At 48.6% G+C, this 18,702-nt stretch carries 14 protein-coding genes and 5 tRNA genes; 4 read left to right on the top strand and 15 right to left on the bottom strand.

All coding sequences use genetic code 11. The annotated features are described in order from the left end of the window. Positions 1 to 197: 197 nt before the first annotated feature. Positions 198 to 1,148: a DMT family transporter gene (locus tag L6H98_RS07395; RefSeq protein ID WP_236414005.1), complete on the top strand. Its 951-nt coding sequence runs from the start codon at positions 198 to 200 to the stop codon at positions 1,146 to 1,148. Between the two features lie 309 nt (positions 1,149 to 1,457). On the opposite strand, the gene L6H98_RS07390 is transcribed toward L6H98_RS07395, so the two are convergent. From L6H98_RS07390 to L6H98_RS07340, 11 genes are all read right to left on the bottom strand, one after another. Beyond that, positions 1,458 to 2,600 carry a DUF4309 domain-containing protein gene (locus tag L6H98_RS07390; RefSeq protein ID WP_236414004.1) on the bottom strand — a complete coding sequence of 381 codons (1,143 nt, stop codon included), beginning with the start codon at positions 2,598 to 2,600 and terminating at the stop codon, positions 1,458 to 1,460. Positions 2,601 to 2,821: 221 nt separating this feature from the next. Next, positions 2,822 to 2,902 (bottom strand) — tRNA-Leu (locus tag L6H98_RS07385). Between the two features lie 4 nt (positions 2,903 to 2,906). After that, positions 2,907 to 2,982 (bottom strand) — tRNA-Thr (locus tag L6H98_RS07380). A 5-nt stretch (positions 2,983 to 2,987) separates the two neighbouring features. Continuing rightward, positions 2,988 to 3,064, bottom strand: a tRNA-Met gene (locus L6H98_RS07375). Positions 3,065 to 3,205: 141 nt separating this feature from the next. Continuing rightward, positions 3,206 to 3,277: transfer RNA gene (locus L6H98_RS07370), tRNA-Glu, on the bottom strand. Between the two features lie 3 nt (positions 3,278 to 3,280). After that, positions 3,281 to 3,356 (bottom strand) — tRNA-Asn (locus L6H98_RS07365). A gap of 435 nt (positions 3,357 to 3,791) precedes the next feature. Next, complete coding sequence (locus L6H98_RS07360) at positions 3,792 to 4,385, bottom strand: YdeI family protein (RefSeq protein WP_236414002.1); 594 nt, start codon at positions 4,383 to 4,385, stop codon at positions 3,792 to 3,794. Between the two features lie 258 nt (positions 4,386 to 4,643). After that, positions 4,644 to 5,522, bottom strand: coding sequence for a YitT family protein (locus L6H98_RS07355; protein ID WP_236414000.1), 879 nt, complete (start codon positions 5,520 to 5,522; stop codon positions 4,644 to 4,646). 143 nt (positions 5,523 to 5,665) lie between these two features. Further along, the gene (locus L6H98_RS07350; protein WP_236413998.1) at positions 5,666 to 6,766 is read right to left on the bottom strand and encodes an endospore germination permease; all 1,101 of its coding nucleotides are present in this window, start codon (positions 6,764 to 6,766) and stop codon (positions 5,666 to 5,668) included. 21 nt (positions 6,767 to 6,787) lie between these two features. Beyond that, on the bottom strand, positions 6,788 to 7,999 hold the full coding sequence (locus L6H98_RS07345; protein WP_236413997.1) for a Ger(x)C family spore germination protein: 1,212 nt from the start codon (positions 7,997 to 7,999) through the stop codon (positions 6,788 to 6,790). Positions 8,000 to 8,013: 14 nt separating this feature from the next. Continuing rightward, positions 8,014 to 9,621 (bottom strand): spore germination protein, encoded by a 1,608-nt coding sequence (locus tag L6H98_RS07340; protein ID WP_236413996.1) that lies wholly within the window; start codon positions 9,619 to 9,621, stop codon positions 8,014 to 8,016. A 189-nt stretch (positions 9,622 to 9,810) separates the two neighbouring features. Between L6H98_RS07340 and L6H98_RS07335 the strand changes: the two genes are divergently transcribed. Further along, positions 9,811 to 10,164, top strand: coding sequence for an AMP-dependent synthetase and ligase (locus L6H98_RS07335; RefSeq protein WP_236413995.1), 354 nt, complete (start codon positions 9,811 to 9,813; stop codon positions 10,162 to 10,164). 141 nt (positions 10,165 to 10,305) lie between these two features. On the opposite strand, the gene L6H98_RS07330 is transcribed toward L6H98_RS07335, so the two are convergent. After that, the gene (locus L6H98_RS07330) at positions 10,306 to 11,139 is read right to left on the bottom strand and encodes an AraC family transcriptional regulator (protein ID WP_236413994.1); all 834 of its coding nucleotides are present in this window, start codon (positions 11,137 to 11,139) and stop codon (positions 10,306 to 10,308) included. Positions 11,140 to 11,271: 132 nt separating this feature from the next. Here L6H98_RS07330 and L6H98_RS07325 point away from each other — a divergent pair, with 132 nt between their 5' ends. Both L6H98_RS07325 and L6H98_RS07320 read left to right on the top strand, forming a co-directional pair. Next, the gene (locus L6H98_RS07325) at positions 11,272 to 12,378 is read left to right on the top strand and encodes a glycoside hydrolase family 88 protein (protein ID WP_236413991.1); all 1,107 of its coding nucleotides are present in this window, start codon (positions 11,272 to 11,274) and stop codon (positions 12,376 to 12,378) included. Positions 12,379 to 12,645: 267 nt separating this feature from the next. Further along, on the top strand, positions 12,646 to 13,506 hold the full coding sequence (locus tag L6H98_RS07320) for an alpha/beta hydrolase (protein ID WP_236413989.1): 861 nt from the start codon (positions 12,646 to 12,648) through the stop codon (positions 13,504 to 13,506). 56 nt (positions 13,507 to 13,562) lie between these two features. Here the strand turns inward: L6H98_RS07320 and L6H98_RS07315 are convergent, their stop codons facing one another. Genes L6H98_RS07315 through L6H98_RS07305 form a run of 3 tightly spaced genes read right to left on the bottom strand, consistent with a single transcriptional unit; the run spans position 13,563 to position 18,701 of the window. After that, positions 13,563 to 16,187, bottom strand: a complete 2,625-nt coding sequence (locus L6H98_RS07315) for a glycosylhydrolase-like jelly roll fold domain-containing protein (RefSeq protein WP_236413987.1) — start codon at positions 16,185 to 16,187, stop codon at positions 13,563 to 13,565. 22 nt (positions 16,188 to 16,209) lie between these two features. Continuing rightward, positions 16,210 to 17,772 carry an ABC transporter substrate-binding protein gene (locus tag L6H98_RS07310; protein WP_236413985.1) on the bottom strand — a complete coding sequence of 521 codons (1,563 nt, stop codon included), beginning with the start codon at positions 17,770 to 17,772 and terminating at the stop codon, positions 16,210 to 16,212. Positions 17,773 to 17,831: 59 nt separating this feature from the next. After that, positions 17,832 to 18,701 (bottom strand): carbohydrate ABC transporter permease, encoded by an 870-nt coding sequence (locus L6H98_RS07305; RefSeq protein WP_236413983.1) that lies wholly within the window; start codon positions 18,699 to 18,701, stop codon positions 17,832 to 17,834. Between the last annotated feature and the right edge of the window lies 1 nt (position 18,702).

Below are 18,702 nucleotides of genomic sequence, written 5' to 3'. Positions count from 1 at the left end.
TTTAAATGTTGATGGCCAGGCCATCGCCCCGTTGAACGTTTTCCTGGTGGATGAACCGGAACCTCAAACTCTGCCTATGTCGGACAAAGAACATGATTTTATCATTTTTGATTACAAGCGGTGGCCATTTGTGATATGGTCAGAAGGATGTGTTATTCGAACATATACATATACAATGTGCGAGGAGAAGATTGAACGTGCACGGAGAATCGGCAATCGAAAAAAAACACCCATTTAGTAAACCTTTATTTGTAACCGTAGTTGCCAGCCTATGCTGCCTGCTGTGGGGAAGTGCTTTCCCGTCCATTAAACTAGGGTATATCGCTTTTGAAATCGCCCCGGAAGACATTGCGTCCAAATTCGTTTTTGCCGGGTATCGGTTCATATTGGCAGGGCTGCTGCTCCTGATTCTATTTCGTGTCTTTCGAAAACGGAAATTCGAATTGTCCGGGCGTCAATGGACAAGCCTCGCCATGCTTGGCGTATTGCAAACAGGCTTGCAATATATGTTTTTCTATATAGGCGTTTCAAACACGACCGGTGTCAAAGGCTCGATCATGAATGCAACCGCGACCTTTTTCAGCGTTGTTCTGGCCCATTTCCTATATCAAAACGATAAGCTCAGCAAAAATAAAGTCATCGGTTGTTTACTCGGATTTATCGGCGTAATCATCGTCAATTTTCACTCAGACCTGCTGACGTTCTCCGTCTCATTTACAGGGGAAGGGTTCATTATTATCGCAGCACTCATTTTTTCCATTACGGCCATTTATGCCAAACATTTGACAGGCTCCATCGATGTGTTGATTGTAACGGGGTTCAGCCTGTTCGTCGGCGGATTGGCACTTGCCCTGCTAGGTTTTTTGCTTGGGGGCAGCGTGACGCACTTTACGCCGGGGTCTACTGGCAACCTGCTGTATTTGGTTGTGCTGTCCTCAGCTGCGTTTGGTTTGTGGAATTTGCTTCTGAAATACAACAAGGTGGGCAGAATCTCCGTTTTTAACTTTCTTATTCCTGTTTTCGGCGCATTGTTATCGGCGTTATTTCTGGGGGAAACCATTTTCGAACTGAAAAACCTGATTGCCCTGCTGTTCGTGTCGGTCGGAATTTATATGGTCAATCGTGTACAACGCGTAACCTCAACTTAGAATTGCGCCCGCCCAAAAATGACCCACCAAAAAAAGCCGCTATACCGCATGAATCAATCACACAAGGCATTGCGAGTGCAGTACCATCTTTCGATCGCTCTTATCCCCGGATTTTTTTGATTCCCCTTTCTAAGGGAAAATCCGGGGATAAGCCTATGCTTCCGATGCAGTTTTCTTTCAGAAAACTTTTAGGCGAACGCTTTGCTTCCCCAGATTGGTACTACCTCTCCGTTAACGTGTGTTTATTTTTTGCGGTTTATATGTTTAGCGGCTTTTTTTCAATACACTCTATTTTTGTCTACACTGAAACTAATAAATATTCGTGAAATCAATCAGATCATGTTCTTCTTCATAATTGAAAACGATCGTATGCTTCCCTACGTTGTATACCATCTCATAGCCTCCAGCGGCTTCATTGTAATATTCAGACGAAGGTTTTCCCATCCATTGCTTGACATTCAGCGGGGAGAGGTATCGTTTTTCGTTGCTCAACTCGAACATGGCAATGCGGGATTTATTGTTAAGCTCATGCATATAACCATCCAAACCCAGGCCGAATTGGGTGTAATAGTAGATTGCTCCCCATTCCCCATTTGATTTGGACTTCGGTTTGCCCAGCTTTTTTTGAGCGGATTGGATGGACATTCCAAGCTTGATATCGGCGCGGCCAGGCAATACGCCTTTTACGGCCGCATCCTTAAGACTTTTCAAATAAGCACGATCTCCAGTGCCTGAATTCGGCCAAGCTTTCGTACGGGTATTCCGCGTATCTTCCAGTCGCAGCTCCAATTTGCTTGCATTTAATTTGAACGTATCCACGCCGTAAACGAATTGCAGGTTGTTATAATTTTTGAACTGCACTCTGGCCCCAGACAGAGTACGTATACCATCGCCTCGGATGGCCGAATAGCGATCACCGATTTTTTTGCCATTGTTGTCTACGAAGTTCACGCGGCGCAGTTCGCCTGAGCGAACAATATACGTTTTTACTTCATTGAAGTTGGACGTTCCCCAATCTGAAATGATCAGCATATCGGGAGTTCCGGACTCTTTGCTTTTCACGACGAAATTCCAGGTTTGCGGTAAAATGATTGTACTCAAATCCAGTTTGGCTGCTTGAACGACTCCGTACTTTGCTCCCTTTTTCAACAGTGCTGCGCGATATGTACCTGAATAACTAGCATCGCCCTTCTTATTGTTGGTCCAATTGTTCGGTTCGGTCAATGTGCTCTTCTGCTCATCGTCAGCGAAGATATACACCGTATAAGGGGTCTGATTGGCGTCGCGGACCGTGAACGACAGGCGACTCATGCTCTTGAGCTGTTCCGCAGAAATTTGCTCTCCTTTTGCAGCTGCTTTAACTGGATGCAGCAACAATGCGCTGAAAACAAAACATACCAGGGTCAGTATTACCAGGTAAGCCGTTCTGGCATTGTACTTGGGGTGAATCATCTCCAACTCTCCTTTACTAATTTATTTTCAATCTAAAGCTATGACATTATATCACCGAAGGTATGGTACGAACAGTAGATCGTTTCCAATATTTATTGGAGTCATAAATGCAGGGGTCCGATCATTCGGAACAGGAACATGTTGCTTAAAGTTGACGTAGACTTTCCGTAAAAGAGAAAAACCCTTGGGATTGCTCCCAAGGGTTTAACAAACGATAAATATGCGCGTGGAGGGACTTGAACCCCCACGTCAAAGACGCTAGATCCTAAGTCTAGTGCGTCTGCCAATTCCGCCACACGCGCATCATGGTGCCGGCGAGAGGACTTGAACCCCCAACCTACTGATTACAAGTCAGTTGCTCTACCAATTGAGCTACACCGGCAAATATGGTAGCGGCGAAGGGGATCGAACCCCCGACCTCACGGGTATGAACCGTACGCTCTAGCCAGCTGAGCTACACCGCCATATTAGTGAATCATAAAGTACTGCGATGACCCGTAGGGGATACTCTCACTTCGTTCGAGACTGCGAAGCCTTCACTTGCGAAGCTGATCCTCCGACGAACCTTTGGGGTTCTCACCCCGTATGCTGCAATAAAATTGCGATGACCCGTAGGGGATTCGAACCCCTGTTACCTCCGTGAAAGGGAGGTGTCTTAACCCCTTGACCAACGGGCCTTATGGCTCCCCGAACAGGACTCGAACCTGTGACAACTCGATTAACAGTCGAGTGCTCTACCAACTGAGCTATCAGGGAAAATTAGAAAATATTCATCTCACATCAATCAACAACTGTCTTCTATGTATGATGCAGAGTTTGCTTACCGGAGTTCTATCAATTTTTCTCCCGGAATTAGAATATATCATAGACATCATTTCTTGTAAAGATAGAATTCAAAATATTTCTGTTATTTCGTTTTTACATCTCCCTAAGGCAAAGAAAAAAAGTCGATATATAAACCGCAAAAAACATACTCACGTTAGCGGAGAGGCAGAACCAATCTGGAGAAGCGAAGTGTTCGCATTTATCACCGGATTTTCCCCTTAGAAAGGGGAATCACAAAAATCTGGGGATAACAGCGATCGGAAGATGGTCTGCACTCGCAGTGGCCTTGTGTGATTGACTCGTGCGGTTTATATACATTAGCGACCTTTTGAAAGAATCCAACCATCTTGTCCAGATCACAGATTGTTACTTGTCATTCATCCCTTTGCCATTCAAGATATGCACCATATATTTTTCAATTCTGGCTTCGCGGGTTTTAGACTGCTTGGGTGAAGAAAAATGCAGGAGATACGCCCTTTGCCGCCCCGGCGTCAGAGCCTCGAATGCTGCCTTCAAGTCGGGAATTTCCACGAATTTGTTTTCCAATTCTTCGGGTACGGCATACTCTTCCTTCTTTTTGAACTCCACCTGCAAACCGGACTTCTCAGCCTCGATCGCTTCGGCAATATATGCCTTCAAGATCAGCTGCATGTCTTCGATCTTCTCCGCCTCGGTAAATCGGATCTGGCGCGCGGACTGTACGTTTTCCGTTTGCTGTACCAAAATCCCGTGCGGGTCCTTCAGCAATGCTCCTTTGTGGAATAAAAGGGCGCAATAATTTTTGAAGCCATGAATCAACACGATGTTTTTGCCTTCAAACGTGTAGCACGGGTGCATCCATTTGAACTCCTCGGTCAAACCGCAGTCCAGAATGATTTCCCTCAGCAGATTGAACTCTTCCTTCCACTGTTTGAGTTTATTGAAGTATGGATCGATCTTTGTATTTCGTTCGCCTTGCATGATTGATAGCAACCCCTTTCAATTATAAATTGTTTCAATGACGATTCGGCTTTAATCGTTTGATTATAAACCGTTTTCAATTTTATCGGTACCATTTGGCGTGAAATTGATTATAGACCACCGGAGGGCACTCTTTCAATCCTGAATGTATCGTGCCTGGAGTCGGCAGCGTAATCCTTGCCGTGGAGGAACAAAAAAGCCGCTAAAATAGCGGCTGTTCAAATATGATGTTCACTTTTCCAACAACGGCGCAGGCCATTAATGGATGTCTTTCTTTTTGAAATTGCCGCCCTTCACTTCTGCTACATCGTATACGACAACAAAAGCACCGGGATCAATCTCGTGGATGATCTCTTTGATTTTGCTCTCTTCCATTCGGTTGATGACGCAAGTGATTTCTTTGAACTGTTCATTGGTGTAGCCGCCGTAAGCATCGGTGTATGTTGCTCCCCGTCCTAACCGGTCACGGATGGTCTCCACCATGATTTCGGGTTGGTTCGTAATGATTTTGAACGTTTTGGAGCCGCTCAAACCTTCTTCAACGATATGTATGACTTTGGAAGCAATGAAATAAGCAAGTCCGGAGAGAATGGCTCCCTGAAGACCGAATACGCTCGAAACGACAATAAAGACAAACATGTTCAAAAACAAAATCAGATCACTGGTTCCGAAAGGCAGTTTGCGCGAAAGCAATACGGCCAGCATGTCGATTCCGTCCAACGCCCCGCCATTACGCAGTGCAAGACCCATACCGAAACCGATGATAATCCCGCCGACCACGGTGATCAACAGCGTATCACCTTCAATAATGGTTGGAACATGGTGCATTAAACTGGTGCCGACGGCCAGAGAGGCAATGCCGATCACCGAATATATGGCAAAGCTTTTGCCGATTTGTTTGTATCCGAGCCAAACGAAAGGAATGTTAATGATGCCGATTAACAGCCCCAGCGGCAGCCCGAACAGCTTGGAACCAACGATGCTGAGACCCGTCACCCCTCCGTCGGATACATTGTTGGGTATCAATACGGCTTCCAGGCCGTATGCGGTAATAAAAGCCCCGATCATAATCAGCAATACTTTGGAAACGATTCTTACTTTGTTCGATTTCTGCACTCTGCCTTTGCTTTGAATCACTCAATTTCCCCCTTGGACAATGATGAATAAAATTAGTCTATAATAATTTTCACTATTTTGGCAAACCATTCGACTCTTTTCGATATTGCGCTGCAACCGTCCGGGGACGGGCCAGCGAATCATTTTTTTATTTCATTGATGGATCACGAGACGCTGCGTTTTTTTCTCCTTTTTAAGACCACAATGATATAAAGCAGTACCGGAAAGACGATTTGAAAGAGGGGAGAAATATAATTTACCGTAAACCCGCGCCCCACCTCGATGTGTTGAGTATACGTGGGCGACAAGAAAGACACGCCGTACAGAGCCAGTCCAACCGGCAGAACCCAGCGCCTGTAAGTCACGCGTGTTATTCGTTCAAGCCCGATGACCGCACCGTGGAAAAACGCCGCCAGCTTGATACCCAGCCCTAAAAAAAGAAGCAGCGTAAACAAGGCGTCCATGCGCTCAAACACCTCGCTTATGTCAATCAGCTGGACGGTCTGCAGAAGCGGAAGCGTGCTGAATGCTGCAATTTGCGGACCCATGACGAAAATGACAAGCTGATTGATAAACGTTAACGCAAGAGCGGTTATGGTATAGGCGATGATGACCACCTTGTTCAAGTTTCCGCCTTGACGCACATAGGGGTAAAAAACCAGGAACAACACAACTTGCCCAAAAGGAAAAGAAACGATTTCCGGAAATGCGGCGCTGAAGATGCTTCCCCATCCCTGGTCCAGAACCGGCAAGCTAAGCTCCAAGTGGAACAGACCCGTAGCAGGTATTAGAATGCTGATCAACACATAACCCAGCAGCATGGCGGGGAACAAGATCATGCACATAAGAAACAACACGCGATATCCGTATCGCACGGTGTTGGACACCACCACGATCGTGATTATGCTGATGAGCCACATGGGCGTTTTGTTTAGCAGCGTCAACTCGGTGACCTCGCTAAGATCGCGCCAATTCCGGGATGCTTCGTAAGCGAAATAGCCGATGAACAACACGTTTAAACACGTTCCCAACCCTTTCCCCATGTAGCGCCGAAACATCATAAACAAATCCAAATCAGGCGCTTCGCGGTGGATTCCCAGGTACAGAAGCAATAGCAGCAAGCCGGCAAAGGCCCCGGCCAGCATGGCCATCCATGCATCCTGCTTGGCTTCTCCGCCGATAAGAAACAAGGTGGTGCTCCCTACTTCAAACAGGGAAAGGCATACTGCCAGTTCGGATACCCGCAGCGTCTTGGCCAAAGCCATGTTGTACATCCCCTTTTGGTTTTAGTGCTCCTCTTGCTCTTTCGATTTGAGCAACTTGCTGAACGAATCCTGCAGAAGTCCGACCCGTTTGAGGCTGACGCCTACGTCCACCTCTACGTCCATTTGAGCCAACTCTTGGGGCCAGTTTTCCTGAATCGCTTTCCAGTCCTTCGGATGTCTTTGATGAATTTTGTTTGCGAGGCCCAGCAAATCGACGCGAAGCCGCTGATTCGCGGTCCACCCCTGTACAACCTGTGCTTTAATGACTTGTTCGGCTTGTCGCTGCAAGATGCGAATATCGCTGGCGCTTGTGATCTCCTTTTGGGAGGTGCTCTCGCTTAATTCGGCGTTGACCTTTACATCGACATGAACAATATAATGTAAACCGGACTTCAGGGGTTTCACGTTAACAACTGCTTTTCGGACAAGAAAAGAGTTGATCTCTCCGTTATCACCCGAAAACGTCAGGTTGGCGATTTTGATCCGATTCGTCAGCCAAGAGATGCCCAAGCTTTCGCTCTCGCTTAGTTCTCCGATTTTTTTGTCTTTGGAGAATACGCTTAATCCCGCTAATCTCAATTTGACTGGCGGAGAAGTTTGTTTGAAGATATCGGTGGATTCCAATTCGCTGCGCTCACCCTTAACCGTTATTGTAGGTATTCCGACTGCCCCACTGTCCGAGGTCATTTTCAGTGCGATTTCGTGAAGAGTCATCACGGGGTAAAAAGAGCCCATTTCCGTATTTCGATTCAGAATTCCCGATAACGCCCGACCAGGTTGTTTCTCTGGAGGAACTTGAAATTTTAAATACTCTTTGGCTTGCCCGTCCGCAACGAGCACTTTAACCGATTCCCGCGCATCTATACTGCGATAGTACTCATCCATGACTTCCGCAATGCCGTGACGTGCAGCTTCTTCACCGATCAGAAGGACATGGGTATGGGCAAAATATAATTTTTTGGAATTTTCCAAGCTGCTTTTGGAGACGGCTTCGTTTATGGTTTTGCCTTCCGATGTGAAGGTATTTACGGATGTTTGGGACCCCCCTGATGAAGATTTCCCTGCACTCGCGGGGGGAACGATCGTTTGATAGGTCACCAGCCATTTCCCATTCTGCCTGTCAATCCCTGTTGCCGTCGTAATGCCCAAATCGTTCATTTCCGTGAGATTGCCGCACCCGGCCACAACCATGGACAAAGCAAGCATCAGGACGCTGAACCAGCGTTTAATCATAGCTTTTTGCTCCTTTATTCGTCCGTTTCGGAATCAGGGATACTGTTTATGGCATTGTTTGATCCCGAAGGAAATTGATGAGCCGCTTGCCTTGTTTTGTTTGCGCCTGCCTTTTCATCCGGCCTTGTTTTCATGGCCCACCAAGGAACCCGCAGCAATTGGTCTTTCATATTGGACTTGTAGAACGGACTGTATGGCATTAAATAATCAATGCCGAATGACCTCAGCGAAACCAAATGAGCCAATAAAGGCACGGCCCCGGCCAATATTCCGAATATGCCCAGCGTGCCCGCCAGCAGCATGAACGGGAACCGCAGCAAACGAACGGCTGTCGCCATGCTGAAGTATGGAATGACAAAATTGGCGATCGCGGTAAAAGACACGACGATCACCATGGCTCCCGAAACTAATCCTGCTTCGACCGCAGCCTGTCCGATCACTAATGCGCCAACGATGGATATTGCCGGTCCGATGGCCCGAGGCATTCGAACTCCCGCTTCGCGAATGACTTCGAACGTAATTTCCATGAGCAGTGCTTCGAGCAAAGCTGGAAATGGAACACCTTCCCGTTGGGCTGCAAGGGTGACCAATAAGGTCGTAGGTATCATTTCTTGCTGAAAGGTCGTTAATGCGATGAACGTGGATGGCAGCAAAAGCGAAATGAAAAAACACAATATACGGATGACTCTGAGAAATGTAGAAATATCATACCGCTGGTAGTAATCCTCGGTCGTTTGAAAGAAATTAAAAAAGCTTACGGGAGCAACAAGCGCAAACGGGGTTCCATCCACGAGAATGGCGATTTGACCATCTAAAAGACTGCCTGCGACCGTATCCGGCCGCTCTGTGTTAAGCATCGTCGGGAAAGGCGTCAAGGGCGCATCCTGAATAAATTCTTCAATATATCCACTCTCAAGAATGCTGTCGGTGCAAATGGCATTAAGCCTCCTTGTCGCTTCTTCCACGACTTCAGGCTTCGCGATGTTTTGAATATAAACCAGCGCAACCGACGTTTGAGAAACCGAACCGATATGGTGCATTTGAAACTTCAGATCCGCTGTCCGGAGTTTTCTCCGGATCAGGGTCATATTGGTGCTCAATTCTTCCGTGAAACCTTCTTTCGGACCCCTGACCACCGTCTGCGAGGTAGGCTCTTCCACCGACCTCCTTGCTCCTCCGCTCACGGGAACGGACAACACATGCTGTACGCCGTCCATACAAATAATGACATGGCCAGTTAGCATCGCCTCATAAACCTTGGAATACGTATGCAAATTTTGAATTTTTCCAGAAGGTAGAAGTCTCCTAACCGATGCATCGATAGATTGTTCTTCGGCCGAGGAAATGGAGTCGACCATTCGAAGAACGGAATCCATCATTTCAATGATCAAGGCGGGGTCTGTCAATCCTTCAAGGTAACAGATCGCCAAAACGGAATCATCTGGAGATGATGCGGAAAATTCTCGAACAACCAAATCGGGACTTTGATCAAACGCCTTTTGAATCGCCTCCACTTTATCTCGAAACGATATTCCCATGCTCTCGGAAGGATGATTTTGTACTGCCTGTGGAGCATTCTCTTGTGGCTTTGCAAATGCCTTTTTCATCCAACGGGTCAGCACAATTCCACCTCCTTTATTTTCCGGTTAATATGTCTACCTATTTCTGAAAATATGCATAACGGCCTGGAATGACAGAGTGTTTTCCACCTTCAAGATCTGTGCCCCTGCCCCCCAACTTTTACTGAATATTTTCCAATTGCCTATTCCATACTACAATTGTTATTCAAATGACCATTGGAGGGATCCGACATGAACCAATTTTCACAGTCTCAGCAAATTACTCAGCTTGCACAACAGCTCACGCAGCAAACGCAGCAAGCATCAATGCAGTATCAACAGCTTTTGAGACAAGAGCAAAGCAACGCGCAGCAGCTTGAACAACTCGCTCAGCGCGAACAGCAGGCGGCACATATCATTCAAACCGCGCTGCAAGGCCATCAAACAGCGATCCAACAGCTGCAACAAATCGCTAACCTTGCACAACAACTGGCCAATACGACTTCTCAACATGTCAATTCATTTGAGCAGCCGTATAATACCAACCACGGCATCGGAATGCCTTCCCAGTCATTCGGGAGCTTCCCGAACCAGCAGCGACAATAAGTTTGCCAAAGAGCCTCGCCTACAAGGTTCGTTTTTGATGCCCATGAATACGAAACAGCAAAAAGGCTAACCGATGAGTCGGGAAACTCATTGGTTAGCCTTTTTTACGCAAAGCTTGATATAGCCATCACTTGAGAAGTGTTATTCTTTGCTTCGATAATGCAACGGGGCATTGCCCGTGACCGACCGGAACACCCTTCCGAAGTGTGTAACGCTCCCGAAGCCAACCTTCCTTGCAATCAGGTTCACTTTCATGGACGTAGTCTCAAGCAGCTTCTTTGCTTCTTTGATCCGCACGCTGTTCACGTATTCGACAAACGCAAACCCCGTCGCTTCTTTGAAGGATCGGCTTAAATAATAAGGACTGATATAGAACCTGTCTGCCAGCAAGTGAAGCGATAGTTCTTCCATGTAATGCTCGTTAATATGGCGGACAATCTCCGACACTCGTTCGTGCATGGGGCTCGGTGAGGCCATCGGCTCCGCATCGTGCTGCATGAAATGCCTGCAGCATGTAACGAGGAGCTGCTGCGCAAGTGTCTGGGCAAACAACTCAAAGCCCTCTTTGCGTTCCTGCATTTCCTGGATCATCGCACCGACAAGCGTTTCAATGGGTTGCCTGCTGCGCAAGGAATGTTTCAAGACCAGATAATCCCGTTCGAGTAAAGGCCGAAACACGTCCTGATGGGAACCGTCCGGCGAGAAAAGCCGTTCATGCATATTGATGATGAGCCGTTCATGCTTCGGCCGTTCCGCATTGGTGGTACGGTGCAAAATGTTGGGCGCGATCACAACGAGATCGCCTTCGTTAATCGTAATCGTCCGATCTTGAATAAAAAACGCCCGATGGCCGGACATCAAATAATAAATTTCGTAGGTGCTGTGAAAATGGCTTTCCGGCATATGGTGGCTTAACGCTTTGCGGTGAGATACCAGGAAAGTGCCAGCATTGTTCTCAAAATAAAGATTCCCCAACCTCGATCTCCCTCCCATCCCTGTAGTTCATTATACCGCAAGAAATAAGAAGAAATGGAGTTTTTCCGCAAAACATGTACATATCCCGATGCTAAAATGAGAGTACAAATAACCCAAGGAGGAAGGATACGCATGCAAACTGCTTCATCTCTAACCACCCCGATCCAATGGGCACTTAAAGCTTGTGAAGCCTTAATGAACAAATTCGAGCCGGAGAACCTTCCGCCGGACCGTTTCCATTACCATCAAGGCGTCTTCCTGTCCGGCATGGAAAAGTGCTGGCGGCAGACCGGAGAACAGAAATTATATGACTATATGAAGGGTTGGGTCGACAGTCAGGTCCTTGAGGACGGAAGCATCAAAAAATTCAAGCCTGATGAACTGGACGACATCCAGCCCGGCGTGCTTCTTTTCACCCTTTACGAACAAACCGGAGACGAGCGGTACAAAAAAGCGCTGCATACGCTCGTGCCTTTGCTGAAGTCTTGGCCAACGAACGAATCCGGCGGATTCTGGCACAAAGAGCATTACCCGAACCAAATGTGGCTCGACGGCTTGTACATGGCCGGACCGATTGCGGTGCAATTTGCCCACACGTTTGGTGAAAGCGAATACATCGACATGATGACCTTTCAAGCGCTGCTCATGGAGAAACATACGAAAGACCCGGTTACCGGTTTGCTGTATCATGGCTGGGACGAAACGAAGGAAGCCAAATGGGCCGATCCGGTCACTGGCCTTGCGCCGGAATTCTGGGGCCGCGCCATCGGCTGGTATCCGGTCGCGCTGCTCGAAATGTTCGAATACATGCCCGAGGATCATCCCGACAAGGAAAAGCTTGTAGCGATTGTACAGGATCTATTGATCGCGCTGACGAACTATCAGGACCCTGCCACCGGATTGTGGTATCAAGTGGTGGATAAAGGCGACCGCGCAGACAATTGGCACGAAAACTCCTGCACCGCACTGTATGTGCACGCCATCGCCAAAGCCGTTCGGTTCGGATATTTGGACCCGCAATACTTGAAGTATGCCTGGAAGGGCTACCAAGGCGTTATTGATACGTTGAAATTTGACGACGACGGCAACGTTGTCATCGGCAACATATGCATCGGTACAGGGATTGGCGACTATGACCATTACATTGCTCGTCCTACGAGCGAAAACGACCTTCATGGAGCAGGCGCATTCATCTTGATGTGTGCGGAAATGAACTTGGCTGCCAAAGCGGCCGACTAAGAAAAGAGCCCGAAGACGAACCGTTCTTACGTCTTCGGGCTTCTTTTTATGTTTATATTTTTCACCGTTTGGCTGGATCGTCGTTTTCGATGGTTTTCAATAAGGTGGTTCACTCAACGGATCTTGGACTTTTCTTGGTCGTGGAACTACTTTGTTTGCGTTTATCGATATGCGTTTAATAGTGTATCAACACAACCGAATTGCCAAACCATAGCAGCTTGATTGCTGAACAGAGTATTTTCATTGAATAGGTGGGAGGGAACCAAAATGGGACATTACGTACAGACTGAGGACAACGTCAACATTTATGTTGAAGATATCGGTGAAGGCGTTCCGGTCATCTTTCTGCACGGCTGGCCGGCCAATCATCTGATGTTCGAGTATCAATACACGCTGCTCGCAGAGCAAGGTTACCGCTGCATCGGCGTTGATCTCCGCGGTTTTGGCAAATCCGATGCGCCGTGGGAACATTATTCGTATGACCGCATGGCGGATGACCTCCGCAGCATCATTGATGAGCTTCGCCTCGAAAACGCGGCTTTGGTCGGTTTTTCCATGGGCGGAGCGATCGCGGTTCGATATATGGCTCGCCATCAGGGTTATGGCATTCATCGGTTGTTGCTGGCCGGTGCCGCGACGCCGGTGTTTACACGGCGTCCCGGGATCGATTATGGCATGGAGCCGGACGATGTCACTTCGCAGCTTATCGATGCTGCTTACGAGAACAGGCCGGCGATGCTCAATAAATTAGGTTTGAAATTCACCCGGACCAAAACGCAGCCTGGCATGATGGTATGGCTCGAGTCTCTCTGTTATCAAGCATCCCATCATGGAACGATCAAAGCCGCCGCTTCGCTAAGGGACGAGGATCTCCGAAACGATCTGACGGCCATCAACGTACCGACCGTTGTGTTCCACGGGCGGAAAGACAAAATCGTGCAGCCGGAATTGGGTGAACTGACAGCACAGAGCATACCGAATGCCCGCTTGGTGATGTTTGAACATAGCGGCCATGCCATGTTATTCGATGAACCGGAGAAATTCAATCGGGAATTGTTGACTTTCCTTGACGGTTCGGCAACAGACGGTCAACTGCTGCAAGCAGCAGAAGCACAGCGAAACTTGTAATTCGGCTTATTCGTCCGATGAATAGCAAAAGTCGCCTCTGGCGACTTTTTTGATTTCTATTTAAACACGACCAATTGCACGGGCCCAAGAAGGCCGCTCGGTTCCTGCTGCGCAAACGACGATAAATTGTCCCGCTGCTCTTTCACGAGCGTATTCGTCACTTCAACGATTAGACAATTGTTCCCCTTTATGAGGAATCTGCTAACGTCTAGTTGATACGGAGGGCAGATTCGGACCCCTACATGCTCCCCATTCACCCATACTTCGGCCGTTTCGTACACCTCGCCTAAGTTCAGCAGAACCCGATCTGAGGTTTCACCCCATTCAACATCCGTTTCATAGCGGAACGTTCCCGAAAATCGCGGCAAAACGTCCGGACCGCTCATGCTGCATAAGTCTTTTAACGATCCCCATGCTTCGAAATGCGGATACTTTTCCGCTCGGGACGTAGACACCGTCCATACCCTGTTAAGCTCAACAGCGATAGTAGATTCGGTTGCAGGGCAAGGCATCGCCTCAACGCTCCCTTCAACGATATCCCCGTTTAACCAAACGACGGATTCATAGGGGGAAAGCGCGATCTCAGCCATGCTGCCGCCGTCCATATCCTGACTGGCATCTACCCTTGTTAGCCGATTAAGAAACCCGTCATAAGCATATAACTTTCCCGACACCGGCAAATGAATCTTCGTTTGAACAGGTTGATGCGGGGATTCGTTAAAAAACATGAACACATGCAAATCGTCATGCACATAATGGTAATTCCGAAGGTATGGCAAGTCTCCCTCTGCCCGAATGTCGAAAAGTCCTTCTTTGATGAGCGAAGCTGCCAGCCCTTTCAGGCTTGAGACGTTTACGCTCGGATCGCTGGCGAGCTGTGACAGTTCAGCCAACACTTGAACTCCCTCGCTCGATCGTCGAGGCAGCCCGTCGATAAAATGGACCGGCAACCCTTGCTCGGCCATTTGCGCCAAACGCTGAATCATTGCAACCGGAAGCGCTTCTGCATATGGTATGATCAGGCACCCGTAATCCTCCTGATGGATGTGCAGTTTTCCGCTGGTAACGCTGGCTCCTTCCAATAGAACGTCAACGGGAACGACATCGCAATCGATTTGATGCTGCATCAGCTCCTTGACCGGCTTATGAAAATACATCGATTCCCCGGACCATTCCGCTTCGGCATGATACAGTACGGCCGCAGTGGCCACATGCCTGCCTCCCGAGATCAGATGGCTGATGCGGTTGATATATTGATTCAGCACTTTATAGTAGCGATATTGCGGATTTTTCCCGCTGGCATACATATGCGGCGGATGATCCGGGTCCGGGAATGCTTTCTGGGTAAACGCATGCGGAACAAAGTGGTTAACCCCCCTCACAAGCATATGGTCGGTAAGCCATTTCATCAATTTCAAACCTTCCGTCCAGCCGTATGCCCCATATAGTTCACACATCGTCCGGCCTTTTTTTTTCGGGTCCATATGACTGAGTGACACACCGAGCTTGCCGAGACCATAGTGGAAAAACTCGCTGTCCGTCTCTCCTGCCTTCCATCGGAATGGCAGTTCGTCGAAACCGGGAACGATCTGCCATAACACAACGTCAAGGCCTGACATATCCTGTCCCCACATCGAGCGAAAAAAGTGTCCGGCACCTGCTGCCAATCGCGCATGAATGTTGTTGTCCTCCAGCACGTGTCCGATGTATTCCACGCCCCGCTCACGGCACCAATCTCCGATCTGGCTGCAGAAATGGTCCGCGTACAGCTGACTGACCGCATTCATATAGGCATACCTTACCTTGCTGGACGCTTCTCCGGCATCATGCCACAACAAATGCAGCTGCTGCTGGTAATCGGGACCCAACGACCGCTTGAGCAAACCGGGCATGTCGCGGCTCCAGGGCAGCGGCACTCCCGGTTTCCCCGGCTTCGAGTCGAAATCGAACGTTTCCGGATCGTTATAAAATCCGGGCTCGTCGGAAAAAAAGCCCGCCAGCGTTTGTCCGAAATCTTCACGATATCGTTCGAAGAACGCCTCATACACCGTGTCGATCAAAATACGGGTCGAATCCCGGTCCAGCGGATTCAAGTAATGCTTTTGTTTTTTGCTGCCGCCATCCGGATTCACCGAAATGACAAACACGCGCCAGAATCCTGCAGGAATGTCCCAGTACAAAATTCCATCCTGAACGAATTCGGTAAGATCAACCGCAGCACCGCATAGCCCCCCGTTTATGGAGTCCCTTTGCACGGCCACGGCGGATATCAATTCATGCTTTCCGTTCGCCAATATCGGTTCCAGCAGCAGCGAAGCCCCTGTTGCCGGTCCCAACGTGTCGATGTGCCTCTCCGCCAGAAACTTGCGATGCAGTTCCGCGGGAGCCTGTTTGACCCTCCCTCCTGCGTGTCCCGTAGGAAAGTGATCGTCGTCAAGAATCCATACCTTCATGCCTCGATTTCGGGCTTCGTCCATAATGACATTCATATCCTCCCACCATTTCGGTCCTAGAAAATCCGGATGGGGTCGGGATTCGACGCATACCGCTCCGATCCCGGCTTCATGCACGCGAGCGATCTCTTGCCGTATCGTCTGTTCATCCTCTCCGTGCTGCCATAGAAAAGGAAGAATATAATTGCTTTCCCGACCATCAAGCACATCTTGTAATCGATGGTTCATCGCTTTTCCCCCTGTTCGAAGGTCACTTTTTCACTTTGGCATGCCATTCCCTGGCCCGTTTCGTCACTTCTTCCCCACCTGACTGATACCACTTTTCGACAAACTCATCGAACTTGCTGATCGGGTACTGTCCCAAAATGATTTTGGTAGCGTATTCCACATACAATGTGCGGTTGTTGATGTCAGGGAAACCGTCGTAAATGCTGGCCGGCATGCCGTCTCCCGCAATGACTTTGGCATACTTTTGCGCTTCCTTCATATTTCGTGTGACTTGATCAATGGCCCATTTGCTTTCCTCGGAGGCCGTGCTGTTGAGCAATTCCATCGTAAAATCAAGCGTTGCTAACGATGATGAAGTATTCAAAATCATATTTTCCTGGCTGCTCTTGTCGTCGGGGAGTCTGACGGCTTTGCCGTCCTTCATTTCGTAATGCATACCTTCCACGCCGAGGAACAAGTCCTTCCAAATTTCTTTGTTATACATGTTGTTGAGCAGCTTCAACGTCGCCATAAGTTTGTCCTCGTCCTTGTTGTTCTTCACGACCCACTGCGGCGGCGCAAACCTTTTCATCGTGTAGAACCCTTCATAACCCTCGACTTTCGGTACAGGCAGCACGGTAAAGTCGGCCTTCACGCCCGTATTCTTGTTCAGATTCTCCAAAACCAAATTTCCGCTCTCGACCCAATGAAAATAGTTCCCTGCCTTGTCCGATTGAATCTTGCCGTCCCACTTGTCTTTGGTGTTCAACAACGATTCTTTGTCGATCAGCCCTTCTTGATAGAGCTTGGCGATAAATTCCAAGGCGGCTTTCATATTCGGAGTCACTGCGGCATACGTTAATTCGCCGTCATAGATATCCCACTCCGGATAACCTTCGAACATCGCTACGCCATACATGGCAAACAAATGGTCCATCCAGCGCGCCTGTTCGCGGCCACCGGTCGGAAGTTCATCCTTTTGACCGTTGCCGTTCGGGTCCATATCCCGAAATGCTTTCAGCACATTGACGTATTCGTCTTGAGTCGTCGGCATGGACAGCCCGAGCTTGTCGAGCCAATCCTGGCGGATCAGGCCGGCATAACGTCCGTATTCCACGACACCAGGAATATAATAAATTTTGCCCTGGCCGGTCGGATCGTTTGCTTTCACCACATCCCACATTTCCTGGGGAATAGCTTCCCACACGTTAGGCGCATGCTTTGGCAAAAGTTCCGTCAAATCGGCAATCGCGCCGTTTTTGGCCAAGCTGTCCTCAATGCCTTGCTGCGGGATAAAAAGATCGGGCATTTCGTTCGCGGCGATCTTCAGGTTCAGCTGATTCAGGTAATTGGTGCCGCCGTTCCACTCTACGTACGGATTAATTACGCCAACGCCAAGTTTTTCTTTGTAAAACTCGTAGAGCTTGCTGCCTTTGGTCACCGCTTTGTACCCGATGTTCGTTCCCCATACCTCCAAGTCGATCACGCCATCCCCGCTGCCGGAAGCTGGAGCCTCGGAAGAAGTACTGCTCCCACTGCAAGCCGTAACCGTAGAGATCGCAAGCACGCTTGCCGCAAGCACCATACAGAACTTTTTAAGATTCATGCTGTATTCCCCCTATTCATAGATTTATAGTTTAGGTGTAGCCAACCGCAGACTTTGCTTCAGCCTTTCACGGAGCCGATCATGGCGCCTTTGACAAAGTATTTTTGCAGGAAAGGATAGACCACAATGATCGGGAGAATCGCAAAGATGACGGTAGTCGCTCTTAGGGTCCGTTCATTGTAGTTCAGGTCCACCGTGGAGGCGGCTCCGGCCATAATGACGCTGTCATCCGTAATGAATTGCCGAATCTTGATCTGAAGCGGAAACCAGTTGGCGTCTTGCAGAAAAAACAATGGATGCTGGAACTGATTCCATAACACCACGCCATAGAACAGGGCAAGCGTTGCAAGTACGGCTTTGGATAACGGGAGCACGAATTGGAACAGCATGCGGAAATATCCGCAGCCTTCCAAGAAGGCCGCTTCCTCCAACTCTTTGGAAAATTGCTTGAAGAACGTTCTCATGATGATTAGATTGAACGGGTTCAGGATGTGAGGCAAGATCAGCACCAATGGATTATCGTACAGGCCGATGCTGCGAACCGTCAGGAAATAAGGCACGATCGGCGCTTTGAAGATCATCGCAATGACCACGGCCACCATCAGGAATGAACCCCAGCGGAACTCCGACTTGGAGAGCGGGTATGCAAACAAAGCAGTCATGATCAATGCCAGCACGGTTCCGATTAACGTTGAGCCGAGCGTAATGAAGAAAGATTTCCACAGATCGGGACGGTCGAAAATGTACTTCCACGAATCCAGCGTAAACTGCTTGGGCCACAAGGTGACCAGATTCATGTCCACAACGCTTTTCGAGCTGAATGAGGTCGCGATCACGGATAGAAGCGGGATGATGGCCACAATGGAAAATAGAATGAGAAAGACGGTAATCGACGTGGTGAACACTTTTTCGCTTCTCGATTCGAGCATG

This window comes from Paenibacillus sp. JJ-223, from assembly GCF_927798175.1.
Taxonomy (GTDB): Bacteria; Bacillota; Bacilli; order Paenibacillales; family Paenibacillaceae; genus Paenibacillus; species Paenibacillus hubeiensis.
Note: the sequence above shows the minus strand (reverse complement) of the source record. Positions and strands in the feature narration are given on the sequence as shown.

Coding starts and splice junctions, on each gene's coding strand:
- L6H98_RS07360 (WP_236414002.1), bottom strand. CDS start 4,385: ATGCAAGGCGAACGAAATACAAAGATCGATCCATACTTCAATAAACTC.
- L6H98_RS07320 (WP_236413989.1), top strand. CDS start 12,646: ATGGGACATTACGTACAGACTGAGGACAACGTCAACATTTATGTTGAA.
- L6H98_RS07325 (WP_236413991.1), top strand. CDS start 11,272: ATGCAAACTGCTTCATCTCTAACCACCCCGATCCAATGGGCACTTAAA.
- L6H98_RS07350 (WP_236413998.1), bottom strand. CDS start 6,766: ATGGCTTTGGCCAAGACGCTGCGGGTATCCGAACTGGCAGTATGCCTT.
- L6H98_RS07315 (WP_236413987.1), bottom strand. CDS start 16,187: ATGAACCATCGATTACAAGATGTGCTTGATGGTCGGGAAAGCAATTAT.
- L6H98_RS07305 (WP_236413983.1), bottom strand. CDS start 18,701: ATGCTCGAATCGAGAAGCGAAAAAGTGTTCACCACGTCGATTACCGTC.
- L6H98_RS07390 (WP_236414004.1), bottom strand. CDS start 2,600: ATGATTCACCCCAAGTACAATGCCAGAACGGCTTACCTGGTAATACTG.
- L6H98_RS07335 (WP_236413995.1), top strand. CDS start 9,811: ATGAACCAATTTTCACAGTCTCAGCAAATTACTCAGCTTGCACAACAG.
- L6H98_RS07345 (WP_236413997.1), bottom strand. CDS start 7,999: ATGATTAAACGCTGGTTCAGCGTCCTGATGCTTGCTTTGTCCATGGTT.
- L6H98_RS07310 (WP_236413985.1), bottom strand. CDS start 17,772: ATGAATCTTAAAAAGTTCTGTATGGTGCTTGCGGCAAGCGTGCTTGCG.